The sequence below is a fragment of the Streptomyces hygroscopicus subsp. hygroscopicus genome, assembly GCF_030269125.1.
Taxonomy (GTDB): Bacteria; Actinomycetota; Actinomycetes; order Streptomycetales; family Streptomycetaceae; genus Streptomyces; species Streptomyces hygroscopicus_C.
This window is the reverse complement of record NZ_BSSM01000005.1, coordinates 141,661-156,275: the sequence shown is the minus strand read 5'-3', so window position 1 is coordinate 156,275 and position 14,615 is coordinate 141,661. Positions and strand designations below refer to the sequence as shown.

The following is a 14,615-nucleotide window of genomic DNA, read 5'->3' as shown; positions in this document are numbered from 1 at the left end:
GCGGAAGTGCCGCGGTCCGGGTCACAAGATCGCTGGGCGGGACGACCCGTCCTCTATATCCAGTATCGAGGTGAGTGCGGCCGTACGCCGCAACGGCTGCGCTTGCACGGGTATGCCGGAACCCGTCCGCGCCCTCGTTCCGAAAGGATCCCCCGGTCCCATGGGGGCGCCTGCAAGGGGCCGGGCCACGTACCCTCTTCTGTTGTGCCGAACCCCAACGAAGACACTCCCTCCGCCCTGAGCCGGGCCCAGCAGCGCGCGGTCACCGAGCTGCTGCGGGTGGCGCCGGTCGCCGACGACCTCGCCCGCCGATTCCAGGAGGCGGGGTTCTCCCTCGCCCTGGTCGGCGGATCGGTGCGCGACGCACTGCTCGGCCGGCTCGGCAATGATCTGGACTTCACCACCGATGCCCGTCCCGAGGACGTGCTGAAGATCGTCCGGCCGTGGGCGGACGCCGTCTGGGAGGTGGGGATCGCCTTCGGCACCGTCGGCGCGAACAAGGGCGCCCGGGTCGGAGACGCCGACATGAACTTCCAGATCGAGATCACGACGTACCGGTCGGAGGCGTACGACCGCACCTCCCGCAAGCCCGAGGTGTCCTACGGCGACTCCATCGACGAGGATCTGGTCCGCCGGGACTTCACGGTCAACGCGATGGCCGTGGCCGTGCCGGAGAAGGAGTTCATCGACCCGCACGGTGGCCTGGAGGACCTCGCGGCCCGTGTGCTGCGGACGCCTGGCACACCGGAGGAGTCCTTCTCGGACGACCCGCTGCGGATGATGCGGGCCGCCCGGTTCGCCGCCCAGCTGGACTTCGAGGTCGCCCCCGAGGTCGTCGCCGCCATGACGGACATGGCCGAGCGCATCGAGATCGTCTCCGCGGAGCGGGTCCGGGACGAGCTGAACAAGCTGATCCTCTCCGACCACCCGCGCAAGGGCCTGACCCTGCTCGTCGACAGCGGGCTCGCCGATCATGTGCTGCCCGAGCTGCCGGCGCTGCGCCTGGAGAGCGACGAGCACCACCGGCACAAGGACGTCTACGAGCACACGCTGATCGTCCTGGAGCAGGCGATCGCGCTGGAGGAGAACGGCCCCGACCTCACGCTGCGGCTGGCCGCGCTGCTGCACGACATCGGCAAGCCGCGCACGCGCCGCTTCGAGAAGGACGGCCGGGTCTCCTTCCACCACCACGAGGTGGTCGGCGCCAAGATGACCAAGAAGCGCATGACCGCCCTGAAGTACTCCAACGAGCTGGTGAAGGACGTCTCACGGCTGGTCGAACTCCATCTGCGCTTCCACGGCTACGGCACCGGGGAGTGGACGGACTCGGCGGTCCGCCGCTACGTCCGTGACGCGGGCCCCCTGCTGGAGCGCCTGCACAAGCTGACCCGCTCCGACTGCACCACCCGCAACAAGCGGAAGGCGGCCGCGCTGTCCCGGGCCTACGACGGCCTGGAGGACCGCATCGCCCAGTTGCAGGAGCAGGAGGAGCTGGACTCGATCCGCCCGGACCTCGACGGCAACCAGATCATGGAGATCCTGGGTGTCAGCCCCGGCCCGGTGATCGGCAAGGCGTACAAGTTCCTGCTGGAGCTGCGGTTGGAGAACGGTCCGATGGAGCACGACGCCGCGGTCACCGCGCTCAAGGAGTGGTGGGCCGGACAGGAATGAGGGATCGACCCGGCCGTGGTTTCACGTGAAACACCCGCCGGGCCCATCGCGCCGGGGGTCGATGTTTCACGTGAAACATCGACCCTCTTTCCGTTTCCCGGCCCCTCGTCCGAGCCGGTCGAAGTACGCCAGCCCCAGGGCGACGACCGCGTAGATCACGGCGACCAGGACGACCAACAGCGGTGATCTGCCGTCCGGCGGGAGCATCAGGGCCGCCACGCCGGCCGCGCCGACGAAGGCCATGTTGAAGAGGACGTCGTAGACGGAGAAGATCCGCCCGCGGAAGCCGTCGGCGACGCGGGACTGGACGATGGTGTCGGTCGCGATCTTGGCGCCCTGGGTGATCAGGCCCAGTACGAGGGCGGCGACGAGCAGCGGTGCGACGGCGAACGGCAGACCGAGCGCGGGTTCCAGCAGCGCGGCCGCCGCCGAACATGCCACGATCCAGCGGAGCGGCCCCAGCCGTCCCACCGCCCAGGGCGTCACCGCGGCCGCCACGAAGAACCCCGCGCCGGACAGGGCCAGCGCCAGCCCGAGCAGCCGCAGCCCCTCCTCGGGGCCGGACGCGAGGGCGTAGCGGCACAGCATGAGAAGCAGGACGAGGAGTGCGCCGTAGCAGAAGCGCATCAGGGTCATCGAGGCCAGCGCCCAGGCCGCCTCCCTGCGCCGGGGTGCGGCCAGATGTCGTAGGGCCGCGAGCAGGTCGCGGGCCGTGTCGGCGAGCGCGGTCGCGAGGTGCGGTTGCAGCTGCTGCCGGTCGGGGCCGAGGAGAGCGGGCGCCATGCTCAGGGAGGCCAGGCACGCGCACAGATACAGCAGGGCGCCCAGCAGCACCACCGCGGCGTCCGAGCCCGAGGACAGTAGCCGTACCGCGAAGGCGAGTCCGCCTCCGGCGGTCGCGGCGAGCGTGCCGGCCGTCGGGGACAGGGAGTTGGCGATCACCAGGCGCTCGTCGTCGACCACACGGGGAAGCGCTGCGGACAGCCCGGCGAGGATGAAGCGGTTGACGGCCGTGACACACAGCGCGGAGGCGTAGAAGAGCCAGGCCGGGACATCGCCCGCCATCAGCACGGCCGTGCCCGCGGCCAGCAGGGCCCGCAGCAGATTCCCGTACACGAACACCTGGCGCCGCCGCCAGCGGTCCAGCAGGACGCCCGCGAAAGGGCCGACGAGCGAGTAGGGGAGCAGCAGCACCGCCATCGCCGAGGCGATCGCGGCCGCCGAGGTCTGCTTCTCCGGGGAGAAGACGACATAGGCGGCGAGCGCGACCTGGTACACACCGTCGGCGCCCTGGGACAGCAGACGGACGTACAGCAGGCGCCGGAAGTACCGCAGGCGCAACAGGACGCGCAGGTCACGGACGACGGGCATGGGGCACAGCCTCACATATGCGGAAGGTCCCCGGGGCGGACCCGGGGACCTTCTCAGCCCTGGCAGGAGCGAATTTGTACGAGCGGTTCCCCGTCGCGCGCCGCGCTTCGAGGAGCCGGCGCGCCACGCCGTCAGACGGTGCCGAGCTTCGGCGCGGTGCGCCTTGTCGGTCTAGCGCTCGACGTCGCCGCGGATGAACTTCTCGACGTTCTCGCGGGCCTCGTCGTCGAAGTACTGGACCGGCGGGGACTTCATGAAGTAGGAGGACGCGGAGAGGATCGGGCCGCCGATGCCGCGGTCCTTGGCGATCTTCGCGGCACGCAGGGCGTCGATGATGACACCGGCGGAGTTCGGGGAGTCCCAGACCTCGAGCTTGTACTCGAGGTTCAGCGGGACGTCACCGAAGGCGCGGCCCTCGAGGCGGACGTAGGCCCACTTGCGGTCGTCCAGCCAGGCCACGTAGTCGGACGGGCCGATGTGGACGTTCTTCTCGCCGAGGTCCCGGTCGGGGATCTGGGAGGTGACGGCCTGCGTCTTGGAGATCTTCTTGGACTCCAGGCGCTCGCGCTCGAGCATGTTCTTGAAGTCCATGTTGCCGCCGACGTTCAGCTGCATCGTGCGGTCCAGGATGACACCCCGGTCCTCGAACAGCTTCGCCATGACGCGGTGCGTGATGGTGGCGCCGACCTGGGACTTGATGTCGTCACCGACGATCGGCACACCGGCCTCGGTGAACTTGTCCGCCCACTCCTTGGTACCGGCGATGAAGACCGGAAGGGCGTTGACGAAGGCGACCTTGGCGTCGATGGCGCACTGGGCGTAGAACTTCGCCGCGTCCTCGGAGCCGACCGGCAGGTAGCAGACCAGGACGTCGACCTGCTTGTCCTTCAGGATCTGGACGATGTCGACCGGCTCGGCCTCGGACTCCTCGATGGTCTGGCGGTAGTACTTGCCCAGGCCGTCGAGGGTGTGGCCACGCTGCACCGTGACACCGCTGTTGGGCACGTCGCAGATCTTGATGGTGTTGTTCTCGGAGGCGCCGATCGCGTCCGCGAGGTCGAGGCCGACCTTCTTGGCGTCCACGTCGAACGCGGCCACGAACTCGATGTCGCGCACGTGGTAGTCACCGAACTGCACGTGCATCAGGCCGGGGACCTTGGACGACGCGTCGGCGTCCTTGTAGTACTCGACTCCCTGCACCAGCGACGCGGCGCAGTTGCCCACGCCGACGATGGCTACGCGAACCGAACCCATTCCGGTTGCTCCCTGTGTGTACGAGTGAGGCCCTGACTGGGACTCACGTGGCGGTGTCGCCGGGCGTATCCGTCCGGGAGGTACTCCCGGGACGGGGCAGGCCGCCCGTCGATCCAGTGGTGGTGTCCTGTCGAGCGGGCCCCCCGGACGCGGAACCCCTCAGGTCCCGTCCGGCTCGCTCGCTCTCGATGAGCTCGTTCAGCCAGCGCACTTCGCGCTCCACGGACTCCATCCCGTGGCGCTGGAGCTCGAGTGTGTAGTCGTCCAGGCGCTCCCGCGTCCGAGCCAGGGAGGCGCGCATCTTCTCAAGACGCTCCTCCAGACGGCTGCGGCGGCCCTCCAGCACGCGCATGCGCACATCGCGCGAGGTCTGCCCGAAGAAGGCGAACCGTGCGGCGAAGTGCTCGTCCTCGTACGCGTCGGGACCGGTCTGCGAGAGCAGGTCCTCGAAGTGCTCCTTACCCTCCGCCGTCAACCGGTAGACGATCTTGGCGCGGCGTCCGGCGAGAGGAGCGGCGAGGGCGTCCTCGTGGGTGTTGCCCGGTTCCTCGGTCAACCAGCCGCTCGCGACCAGCGTCTTGAGGCAGGGGTACAGGGTTCCGTAGCTGAACGCGCGGAACACACCCAGGGACGTGTTGAGTCGTTTACGGAGTTCGTAACCGTGCATAGGAGACTCGCGCAGCAGGCCGAGCACGGCGAACTCGAGGATGCCGGAGCGCCTGCTCATCGTCGCCTCCTCCCGGCCCGCGGGTTCCACCGCGGGTCTCCCAGTGCCTCTCAGCGTCTTTATCTCGCGCTGATGTATCGACTCGATACATCACGACGATAGAACGGTGACTCGCGTGCGACAAGGGGGACGGTGGTGAACGGGATCACATAACCGATTCGTAGGAGGCAACTTGCCTGGTTTGCGGTGAACTTCGGGGCTCGGCAGGTTTTGGCGGTGCGTAGTCTGTGCGGCATGCAGACCACCGGGAACCATGCGACGCCTGGGGAGCGTCGTCGTCCCCGGTGCAGTACGGGTGAATGCGCGATCGACCACATCCGTACGTCGGGGGGACCGGAAACCAGCCGCCAGTCCAGGCGCGCACGGGTGCGCCTGCCCGAGGAGTAATCGTTCGATGAGCGAGCACCGTCGCAAACCGCCGCAGCCGCAGGGAGGCGGACGTGCCGCGGCCCGACGCGGCCAGCCCGGTTCGTCCCCCGGCCGCCGCGCGGCACCGCGAGGCGCCAGCGGATCGCCTGCCGACTCTCCGGGAGACGAGGGGCGGTCGCTCGGCGGCCGCGCCGAGGCCCGGCGCGCGGCCCAGAGAAGCGGGGGAGGACGCCGCAGAGCCGATCCCGTCGGCCGCCGCGGCGGCCCGTCCGGACCCGGACGCGGCCGGGGGCGCACAGCGCCGCCCGGCAAGAAACGGATCATCGACTATCCCCGCGCGGACAAGTACGGATGGCACCGGTGGGTGCCGTCCTGGAAGCTCGTGTCCGGGATGTTCATCGGCTTCGTGGGCTGCCTGGTGGCCGTCGCCGGCATCGGGTACGCGATGGTGAGCGTCCCCGACGTGGCCAAGACCGCGCAGGCGCAGAACAACGTCTACTACTGGTCCGACGGATCGGTGATGGTCGCCACCGGCGGTGAGACCAACCGCCAGATCATCAACTACGAGGACATCCCCAAGGAGATGCGCTACGCCGTCATCTCCCAGGAGAACAAGACCTTCGAGACCGACAGCGGCGTGGACCCGTCGGGTATCGCGCGAGCGGTCTTCAACATGGCCCGGGGCGGTCAGACGCAGGGTGGTTCGACGATCACCCAGCAGTACGTCAAGAACGCCATGCTCGACGACCAGTCGCAGACCCTCTCCCGCAAGTTCAAGGAGATCTTCGTCGCGATCAAGGTGGGCGCCACGGTCCCCAAGCCGAAGATCATGGCCGGTTACCTGAACTCGGCGTACTTCGGCCGCGGCGCCTACGGCATCCAGGCGGCCTCTCGCGCCTACTTCAACATCGACGCCAAGGACCTCAACCCCGGCCAGTGCGCCTTCCTCGCGGCGATGCTGAAGGGTGCCACCTATTTCGACCCGGCCGGCGCGACCTCCCTGGACCCCGCCGCCACGGCCGAGGCGAACAAGAAGCGCGCCCTGGGGCAGATGCAGGACACGCTCGACAAGATGGTCAAGTACGGCCACCTGAGCGCCGCGGAGCGTGCCAAATACACCACGCTCCCCCACTCGCAGAACCCGCGGTCCAACAGCCGGCTCAGCGGCCAGGTCGGTTACCTGGTCGACCTCGCCAAGTCCTACCTGATCAACAACAGCGACAAGACCCACATCACCGCGGACGATCTGCAGAAGGGCGGCTACCGGATCCACACGACCTTCGACAAGAAGAAGGTCGACGCGCTGGAGGCGGCCGTCAAGAAGGTCCAGAAGACGAACATCGACCCCAAGCGGCGTCCGAAGTACGACACGTACGTCCAGTTCGGCGGTGCCTCGGTCGAGCCGGTGTCGGGTGCCATCAGGGCCATCTACGGCGGTGAGGACGCGACCAAGCACTTCACCGACAATGCCGACTCGACCGGTGCCCAGGTGGGGTCGACGTTCAAGCCCTTCGTGCTGGCCGCCTCGATGAAGTGGGGCGTGCGCGACCCGCACGGTCCGGCCTCGCAGGGCGAGGACGAGCGCACGATCGCCTCTCCGAAGAGCCTGTACAGCGGCAAGAACAAGCTCAAGATCGAGAACTACGACCACACCGTCTGGACGGACAAGGACGGCAAGGAGTGGCTCCAGACCAACGACGGCGATGAGTCCGTCGGCGACGCGCCGGACTACAAGATCGACCTCCGCGAGGCGATGCAGTACTCGGTGAACTCCGCCTATGTGCAGCTGGGCATGGACGTGGGCCTGGACAAGGTCGAGCAGTCCGCGCTGGACGCGGGCCTGCTGAAGAGCAGCCTGGCCAGCTCCAACTACCCGTCCTTCTCGATCGGAACCTCCGACCCGAGCGCCATCCGCATGGCCGGGGCCTACGGCACCTTCGCCAACAGCGGCAAGCAGAACGATCCGTACTCGGTCGAGAAGGTCGAGAGCAAGGACGGGATCGTCTACACGCACGAGGTGAAGCCGAAGGAGGCCTTCCCCTCGAACGTGGCGAACAACGTCACCGACGTCCTGCGGACCGTGGTCGACAAGGGCACGGGTACCAACGCCCGGCTGCCCGGCCGCGAGGTGGCCGGCAAGACCGGTACCACCGACGGCAACAAGTCGGCCTGGTTCGTCGGCTACACCCCCCAGCTGTCCACCGCGATCACCATGTTCCGCCTGGACGACAACGCGAACAACAAGCAGCGGACGTTCCTGGAGATGTACGGAACGGGTGGCCAGAAGCAGATCCACGGCGCCTCGTTCCCGTCGGAGATCTTCCACGACTACATGACCCAGGCGCTGCAGGGTCAGCCGGCGCTGACGTTCCCGGCGCCCCAGCCCATCGGCACGGTGCTGAACCCGGAGCCGAGCCCGACGCCGAAGCCGTCGGCAACGCAGAGCCCGTCCGCCACCCCGTCCACGAGCCCGTCGCCGAGCGACAGCGTCTCCCCGAGCCCGTCGAGCAGCCAGACCTGTGGCTTCTTGGGCTGCACCGACGGCGGCAACGGCAACGGCGGGGGCAACGGCAATGGTGCGGGCGGGACCGGCACCGGAGGCGTGGACGGCGGGACGACACCCTCACCGACGGGCACCGATCCCACCGGTGGCGGCACCCGGGGCAACGGCAATGGAGGAACACTCTGGGGAGGCGCGACGGGCTAGCCCGGCCGTCCGACCGATTGGCGGCCATATCGCCCGCCATGCGTGTTTCACGTGAAACATGGGCCGCCGCACCCGCCGGGTGCGGCGGCTCTCCGCGTTTTCATGGGCGGGTACGGCAGGATGTGGCTCATGCCCAGTGCAGAGATGACACCCCAGGGCGTGTACGAGCCCGAGCCGGAGCGGTCCGCCCCAACGGAGCCGGTGCGCCCGACCAGGGAGGACGAGGTCGCGGCGGCCGGCAGTGAGCTGGTCGGCGGCCCCATCGGGCGGTACGCCCTGCTCGGGACCTCCTGGTGGACGCCCGTGCGGGTCGTCGTGCTCGTGGCGATCGGCATGTTCGCCCTCGGAATGGTCCAGAAGGTGCCGTGCTACCGCAGCGCCTGGTTCTTCGGCGCGAGCTCCCAGTACACCAAGGCGTGCTACTCGGACATCCCGCACCTCTACCAGGGCCGTGGCTTCGCCGACCATCTCGTGCCCTACTTCGACCGGCTCCCGGACGCCCTCTCCGGCGGCATGGGCTATCTCGAATACCCGGTGCTGACCGGGGTGTTCATGCAGGTGGCCTCCTGGCTGACCCCGCACGGCGGGAGCATCCAGCACCAGGAGCAGTGGTACTGGTTCGTCAACGCCGCGATGCTGATGGTCTGCACGGCGGTACTCGCCGTCTGCGTGGCCCGCACCCACCGCAGGCGCCCCTGGGACGGCCTGCTGGTCGCCCTGGCGCCCGCCGCGGCGCTGACCGCCACCATCAACTGGGACCTGCTGGCGGTGGCGCTGACGGCCGCCGCGATGCTGATGTGGTCCCGCGGCCGCCCGATCCCCTTCGGCGTCCTCCTGGGGCTCGCCACGGCCGCCAAGCTCTACCCCGTGCTGCTGCTCGGTCCGCTGTTCGTGCTGTGCTGGCGGGCCGGCAAATGGCGGGCCTTCGGGGAGGCCGTGGTGGGGACCGCGGGCGCCTGGCTGATGGTGAACCTGCCGGTGATGCTGTTCGCCTTCCCGGGCTGGTCGAAGTTCTACACGTTCAGCCACGACCGGGGCGTCGACTTCGGCTCGTTCTGGCTGGTCTGGTCGCAGAACTCGAACCACCCGCCGAGCACCGACTTCGTGAACACCGCCGCCACCGTGCTGGTGGTGCTGTGCTCCCTCGGTATCGCCGTGCTCACGTTCACCGCCCCGCGCCGGCCGCGCTTCGCCCAGCTGGCCTTCCTGATCGTGGCGGTCTTCATCCTCACCAACAAGGTCTACTCGCCGCAGTACGTGCTCTGGCTGGTGCCGCTGGCGGCCCTCGCCCGGCCCAAGTGGCGGGACTTCCTGATCTGGCAGGCCTGCGAGGTGGCGTACTTCCTCGGCATCTGGATGTACCTCGCCTACACGACCAGCGGAGACGCCCACAAGGGCCTGCCGACGCACGGCTACCAGTGGGCGATCGTGCTGCACCTGCTGGGCACGCTGTACCTGTGCGCCGTCGTCGTGCGCGACATCCTGATGCCGGAGCGGGACGTGGTGCGCCGGACCGGGGACGACGATCCCTCCGGCGGGGTGCTCGACGGGGCGGAGGACGTCTTCGCGCTCGCCGCCGTGGCCCGTCCGCCCCGGCACGCCGCCCACGAGGTGCCGCAGGTGGAGTGGGGAAGGCCGGAGGGGGCACCTCGGCAGGACGGTTCGCTGTGAGCGAACGCCCTGCGAGGGCGTGGACGAGGGCATGAGGAAGGCCGTACACGCAGCCGTGTACGGCCTTCCCGCTGTGGTCGGTCAGCGGTCCGTGAGACGTGCTCAGCAGTCCACGAGGCGGTCGAACTGCGTGGTGGTGTGCCGCAGATGGGCCACCAGCTCGTCGCCGACCTTGGGCTCCGGGGCGTCCGAGGGGACGAACAGGATCGACACCTGCATGTGCGGCGGCTCGGCGAACCAGCGCTGCTTGCCACCCCAGACGAACGGGGAGAGGTTCCGGTTGACCGTGGCGAGACCGGCGCGGGCGACGCCCTTGGCGCGCGGCATGACGCCGTGCAGGGCCTTCGGGGCCTCCAGGCCCACCCCGTGCGACGTACCGCCCGCCACGACCACCAGGTAGCCGTCGGAGGCCGCCTTCTGCTGCCGGTAGCCGAACCGGTCGCCCTTGGTCACCCGCGTGACGTCCAGGACGGCGCCGCGGTACTCGGTGGCCTCGTGGTCCCCCAGCCACAGCCGCGTGCCGATGCGGGCGCGGAACCGGGTCTGCGGGAACTGCTGCTGGAGCCGGACGAGCTCGTCGGCCTTGAGGTGGCTGACGAACATCGTGTGCAGCGGCAGCCGGGCCGCGCGCAGCCGGTCCATCCAGCCGATGACCTCCTCGACGGCGTCCGAGCCGTCGGTGCGGTCCAGCGGCAGATGGATGGCGAAGCCCTCCAGGCGGACGTTCTCTATGGCCTGGTGCAGCTGCGGCAGGTCCTGCTCGCTGATCCCGTGCCGCTTCATCGAGGACATCACCTCGATGACGACACGGGCGCCCACCAGGCCGTACACGCCGTCGATCGAGGAGACCGAGCGGACCACCCGGTCCGGCAGGGGCACCGGTTCCTCGCCGCGCCGGTAGGGCGTCAGCACCAGCAGGTCGCCGCCGAAGTAGTCCTTGACCCGCGCGGCCTCGTACGTGGTGCCGACGGCGAGCAGGTCCGAGCCGAGCCGGGTGGCCTCCTCCGACAGCCGTTCGTGCCCGAAGCCGTAGCCGTTGCCCTTGCAGACCGGGACCAGGCCCGGGAACTGCTCCTGCACGTGCTTGTGGTGCGCCCGCCAGCGCGCGGTGTCGACGTAGAGCGTGAGCGCCATGGCCGGACCCGGACCCTTTCTCGTGGCTGAGGTGTATCGGGGGTGTGAGTGCTGTGCACCCTATGGAATCAAACGCCGGCGGCTCAGCGGCGCGACATGTAGATGTCGAGCGCCTTGTGGAGCAGCTTGTTGAGCGGGAAGTCCCATTCGCCGAGGTACTCGGCGGCCTGTCCGCCCGTGCCGACCTTGAACTGGATCAGGCCGAACAGGTGGTCGGACTCGTCCAGCGAGTCGGAGATGCCGCGCAGGTCGTAGACGGTCGCCCCGAGCGCGTAGGCGTCGCGCAGCATCCGCCACTGCATCGCGTTCGAGGGCCGGACCTCGCGGCCGATGTTGTCGGAGGCGCCGTAGGAGTACCAGACGTGCCCGCCGACGATCAGCATCGTGGCCGCGGACAGGTTCACGCCGTTGTGCCGGGCGAAGTACAGCCGCATGCGGTTGGGGTCCTCGGTGTTGAGGGCCGTCCACATGCGCTGGAAGTACGACAGCGGACGCGGCCGGAAGTGGTCGCGCACGGCCGTGATCTCGTACAGCCGCTGCCACTCGGCGAGGTCCTGGTAGCCGCCCTGGACGACCTCGACGCCGGCCTTCTCGGCCTTCTTGATGTTGCGGCGCCACAGCTGGTTGAAGTTCTTGTGGACCTCTTCCAGGGAGCGGTTCGCCAGCGGCACCTGGTAGACGTAGCGGGGCTGCACGTCGCCGAAGCCGGCGCCGCCGTCCTCGCCCTGCTGCCAGCCCATGCGGCGCAGCTTGTCGGCGACCTCGAAGGCGCGCGGCTCGATGTAGTCGGCCTCCAGGTCGCGCAGGCGCTTGACGTCCTGGTCCTGGATGCCCTTCTTGATGGTCTCGGCGTTCCAGCGCCGGATGATCACCGGCGGGCCCATCTTCACGGAGAAGGCGCCCTGCTGCTTCAGGTGCGCGAGCATCGGCTGGATCCAGTCGTCCAGGTTCGGTGCGTACCAGTTGATGACCGGGCCCTCGGGCAGGTAGGCGAGGTAGCGCTTGATCTTGGGCAGCTGGCGGTAGAGGACCAGGCCCACGCCGACCAGCTGACCGGTGCGCTCGTCGAACCAGCCGAGGTTCTCCGAACGCCACTCCGCCTTCACGTCGGCCCAGGCCGGGACCTGCATGTGGCTCGCCGACGGCAGGCTCTGGATGTAGGCCAGATGCTGCTCGCGGCTGATGGTCCTCAGGGTCAGGCTCATGTCGGGGCGCTCCTCGGGCTGGTGTGTCCCCATGGGTACAGGGGCTCCGGCTCTCGCGCCGAAGCCTACTGCGCCCGGTGAGCGCCCCGATGGGGCGGACGGCTTAGAAGAGCCCGCCTCAGAAGAGCCCGCCGAACAGTCCGCCGTGCGACATGCCGATCAGCAGGCCGACGCCGGAGGCGCCGAGGCCCAGGATCAGCCCGAAGCGTTCGCGCGTGGTCACGGAGACCCACTGCCCGTACGCGCCGGTGAGGATTCCGACCAGACCGGCCCAGGACGCGAGCAGGTGCAGGCCGGGGAAGAACGCGGTGATGAAGGACAGCAGGCCCAGGACCAGCGTCACGGCCATCAGGATGTCCGGGAGCGGATGGGGCTTGCCATCGGTGGCGAAGAGGGATCCGGCGGTGTTCGGCTGCAAAGCCTGTGCCATAGGGCACCTCCTGCGGAAGGCGGCGCATCGTAGCGCCGTACACACCCGACGTGTACAGACTGACGGTCCCCACGGCCGGATTTCAACCGGAAGCGGGTGTGCGGGTAGTCTGTACGGTCTGCACCGGTGTCTGCCCGGATCCGCGGCGGGGGAATCCCCGCGGAGCCCTGATCGTCAGTGAAACCCCTGATTGTCAGTGCCGGCCGATACCGTTGCGAACGCATCACGACCCTCCTGCCACGGAACGACCGTGGCCGCTGAGTCCAAAGGAGGTGGGTTCCACATGCGTCACTACGAGGTGATGGTCATCCTCGACCCCGATCTCGAGGAGCGTGCTGTCTCCCCGCTGATCGAGTCCTTCATGTCCGTCGTCCGTGATGGCGGCGGCAAGGTGGAGAAGGTCGACACCTGGGGCCGTCGTCGTCTCGCCTACGAGATCAAGAAGAAGCCCGAGGGCATCTACTCGGTCATCGACCTGCAGGCCGAGCCTGCGGTCGTCAAGGAGCTCGACCGCCAGATGAACCTGAACGAGTCGGTCCTCCGGACCAAGGTCCTCCGTCCCGAGATGCACTGAGCCTCGGCTCAGCTGATCCCGGGATTCGAGTAGCAGCAAGCAGCCAGCAGCAAACCCGCCGAGAGGTTCCCCCATGGCAGGCGAGACCGTCATCACGGTCATCGGCAATCTTGTCGACGACCCCGAGCTGCGCTTCACCCCGTCCGGTGCGGCGGTCGCGAAGTTCCGTGTCGCGTCCACTCCCCGCACCTTCGACCGTCAGACCAACGAGTGGAAGGACGGCGAGAGCCTGTTCCTGACCTGCTCGGTCTGGCGCCAGGCGGCGGAGAACGTCGCCGAGTCGCTCCAGCGAGGCATGCGCGTGATCGTGCAGGGCCGGCTGAAGCAGCGGTCCTACGAGGACCGTGAGGGCGTCAAGCGCACGGTCTACGAGCTGGACGTCGACGAGGTCGGCCCCAGCCTGCGCAACGCCACGGCCAAGGTCACCAAGACCTCCGGTGGTGGCGGTGGCCGCGGTGGCCAGGGCGGTTACGGCGGCGGTGGCGGCCAGGGTGGCGGCGGCTGGGGCGGTGGCCCCGGCGGCGGCCAGCAGGGTGGCGGCGCTCCGGCCGACGACCCCTGGGCGACCGGCGCTCCCGCCGGTGGCAACCAGGGTGGCGGCGGCTGGGGCGGTGGCTCCGGCGGCAGCGGCGGCGGCTACTCGGACGAGCCTCCTTTCTAAGGGCTCGTGTCCCACACTTCTTGATCACACAGGAGAGACACCATGGCGAAGCCGCCTGTGCGCAAGCCGAAGAAGAAGGTCTGCGCTTTCTGCAAGGACAAGGTCACGTACGTGGACTACAAGGACACGAACATGCTGCGGAAGTTCATTTCCGACCGCGGCAAGATCCGTGCCCGCCGCGTGACCGGCAACTGCACGCAGCACCAGCGTGACGTCGCCACGGCCGTGAAGAACAGCCGTGAGATGGCGCTGCTGCCCTACACGTCCACCGCGCGATAAGGGAAGGGTGACCGACTCATGAAGATCATCCTCACCCACGAGGTCTCCGGCCTCGGTGCCGCCGGCGACGTCGTCGACGTCAAGGACGGCTACGCTCGCAACTACCTGATCCCGCGGAAGTTCGCTATCCGCTGGACCAAGGGTGGCGAGAAGGACGTCGCGCAGATCCGTCGCGCGCGCAAGATCCACGAGATCCAGACCATCGAGCAGGCCAACCAGGTCAAGGCCCAGCTCGAGGGCGTGAAGGTCCGTCTGGCCGTTCGCTCCGGCGACGCCGGTCGTCTCTTCGGTTCCGTCACCCCGGCCGACATCGCGTCCGCGATCAAGGCTTCCGGTGGCCCCGAGGTCGACAAGCGCCGCATCGAGCTGTCCGCCCCGATCAAGACCCTGGGCGCCCACGAGACGTCCGTGCGTCTGCACCCCGAGGTGGCCGCCAAGGTCAACATCGAGGTCGTCTCGGCGTGACCCCGCGCTCGGTCTGAGCAGCTGGGAGAGGGGCCGTACCCGTCACGGGTACGGCCCCTCTCCCATGCCCGGGCGTTCCGAGCGCGGCCGGATGTTT

13 protein-coding genes are annotated in these 14,615 nt (G+C 68.8%); 7 read left to right on the top strand and 6 right to left on the bottom strand.

Going from position 1 to position 14,615, the window contains the following annotated elements:
* The first annotated feature begins 204 nt into the window (after positions 1 to 204).
* On the top strand, positions 205 to 1,671 hold the full coding sequence (locus QSK45_RS13820; protein ID WP_285556582.1) for a CCA tRNA nucleotidyltransferase: 1,467 nt from the start codon (positions 205 to 207) through the stop codon (positions 1,669 to 1,671).
* A 66-nt stretch (positions 1,672 to 1,737) separates the two neighbouring features.
* Here QSK45_RS13820 and QSK45_RS13815 read toward each other — a convergent pair whose 3' ends face one another.
* The 3 genes from QSK45_RS13815 to QSK45_RS13805 form a co-directional block, all read right to left on the bottom strand.
* Positions 1,738 to 3,042 carry an MFS transporter gene (locus tag QSK45_RS13815; protein ID WP_285556581.1) on the bottom strand — a complete coding sequence of 435 codons (1,305 nt, stop codon included), beginning with the start codon at positions 3,040 to 3,042 and terminating at the stop codon, positions 1,738 to 1,740.
* A gap of 171 nt (positions 3,043 to 3,213) precedes the next feature.
* Positions 3,214 to 4,296 (bottom strand): inositol-3-phosphate synthase, encoded by a 1,083-nt coding sequence (locus tag QSK45_RS13810; RefSeq protein WP_285556580.1) that lies wholly within the window; start codon positions 4,294 to 4,296, stop codon positions 3,214 to 3,216.
* 43 nt (positions 4,297 to 4,339) lie between these two features.
* Complete coding sequence (locus QSK45_RS13805) at positions 4,340 to 5,023, bottom strand: PadR family transcriptional regulator (RefSeq protein ID WP_285556579.1); 684 nt, start codon at positions 5,021 to 5,023, stop codon at positions 4,340 to 4,342.
* Between the two features lie 394 nt (positions 5,024 to 5,417).
* On the opposite strand from QSK45_RS13805, the gene QSK45_RS13800 reads away from it, so the two are divergent.
* On the top strand, positions 5,418 to 8,099 hold the full coding sequence (locus tag QSK45_RS13800) for a transglycosylase domain-containing protein (protein WP_285556578.1): 2,682 nt from the start codon (positions 5,418 to 5,420) through the stop codon (positions 8,097 to 8,099).
* 129 nt (positions 8,100 to 8,228) lie between these two features.
* Positions 8,229 to 9,770, top strand: a complete 1,542-nt coding sequence (locus QSK45_RS13795; RefSeq protein WP_285556577.1) for a glycosyltransferase family 87 protein — start codon at positions 8,229 to 8,231, stop codon at positions 9,768 to 9,770.
* A gap of 102 nt (positions 9,771 to 9,872) precedes the next feature.
* On the opposite strand, the gene QSK45_RS13790 is transcribed toward QSK45_RS13795, so the two are convergent.
* The 3 genes from QSK45_RS13790 to QSK45_RS13780 all read right to left on the bottom strand — a co-directional run bounded on the left by QSK45_RS13790 (position 9,873) and on the right by QSK45_RS13780 (position 12,539).
* Positions 9,873 to 10,904: an alanine racemase gene (locus QSK45_RS13790; RefSeq protein WP_285556576.1), complete on the bottom strand. Its 1,032-nt coding sequence runs from the start codon at positions 10,902 to 10,904 to the stop codon at positions 9,873 to 9,875.
* Between the two features lie 83 nt (positions 10,905 to 10,987).
* Entirely contained in the window at positions 10,988 to 12,109 is a 1,122-nt protein-coding gene (femX, locus tag QSK45_RS13785; protein WP_146468723.1) for a peptidoglycan bridge formation glycyltransferase FemX, read from the bottom strand.
* A gap of 118 nt (positions 12,110 to 12,227) precedes the next feature.
* Positions 12,228 to 12,539, bottom strand: coding sequence for a hypothetical protein (locus tag QSK45_RS13780; protein WP_285556574.1), 312 nt, complete (start codon positions 12,537 to 12,539; stop codon positions 12,228 to 12,230).
* A 283-nt stretch (positions 12,540 to 12,822) separates the two neighbouring features.
* On the opposite strand from QSK45_RS13780, the gene rpsF reads away from it, so the two are divergent.
* The 4 genes from rpsF (at position 12,823) to rplI (ending at position 14,518) form a co-directional block, all read left to right on the top strand.
* Positions 12,823 to 13,113 (top strand): 30S ribosomal protein S6, encoded by a 291-nt coding sequence (gene rpsF, locus QSK45_RS13775; protein ID WP_285556572.1) that lies wholly within the window; start codon positions 12,823 to 12,825, stop codon positions 13,111 to 13,113.
* Positions 13,114 to 13,186: 73 nt separating this feature from the next.
* Positions 13,187 to 13,774, top strand: coding sequence for a single-stranded DNA-binding protein (locus tag QSK45_RS13770; protein WP_285556570.1), 588 nt, complete (start codon positions 13,187 to 13,189; stop codon positions 13,772 to 13,774).
* 42 nt (positions 13,775 to 13,816) lie between these two features.
* Positions 13,817 to 14,053: a 30S ribosomal protein S18 gene (gene rpsR, locus QSK45_RS13765; protein WP_003949403.1), complete on the top strand. Its 237-nt coding sequence runs from the start codon at positions 13,817 to 13,819 to the stop codon at positions 14,051 to 14,053.
* A gap of 18 nt (positions 14,054 to 14,071) precedes the next feature.
* Entirely contained in the window at positions 14,072 to 14,518 is a 447-nt protein-coding gene (gene rplI, locus QSK45_RS13760; RefSeq protein WP_285556568.1) for a 50S ribosomal protein L9, read from the top strand.
* The last annotated feature ends 97 nt before the right edge of the window (positions 14,519 to 14,615 follow it).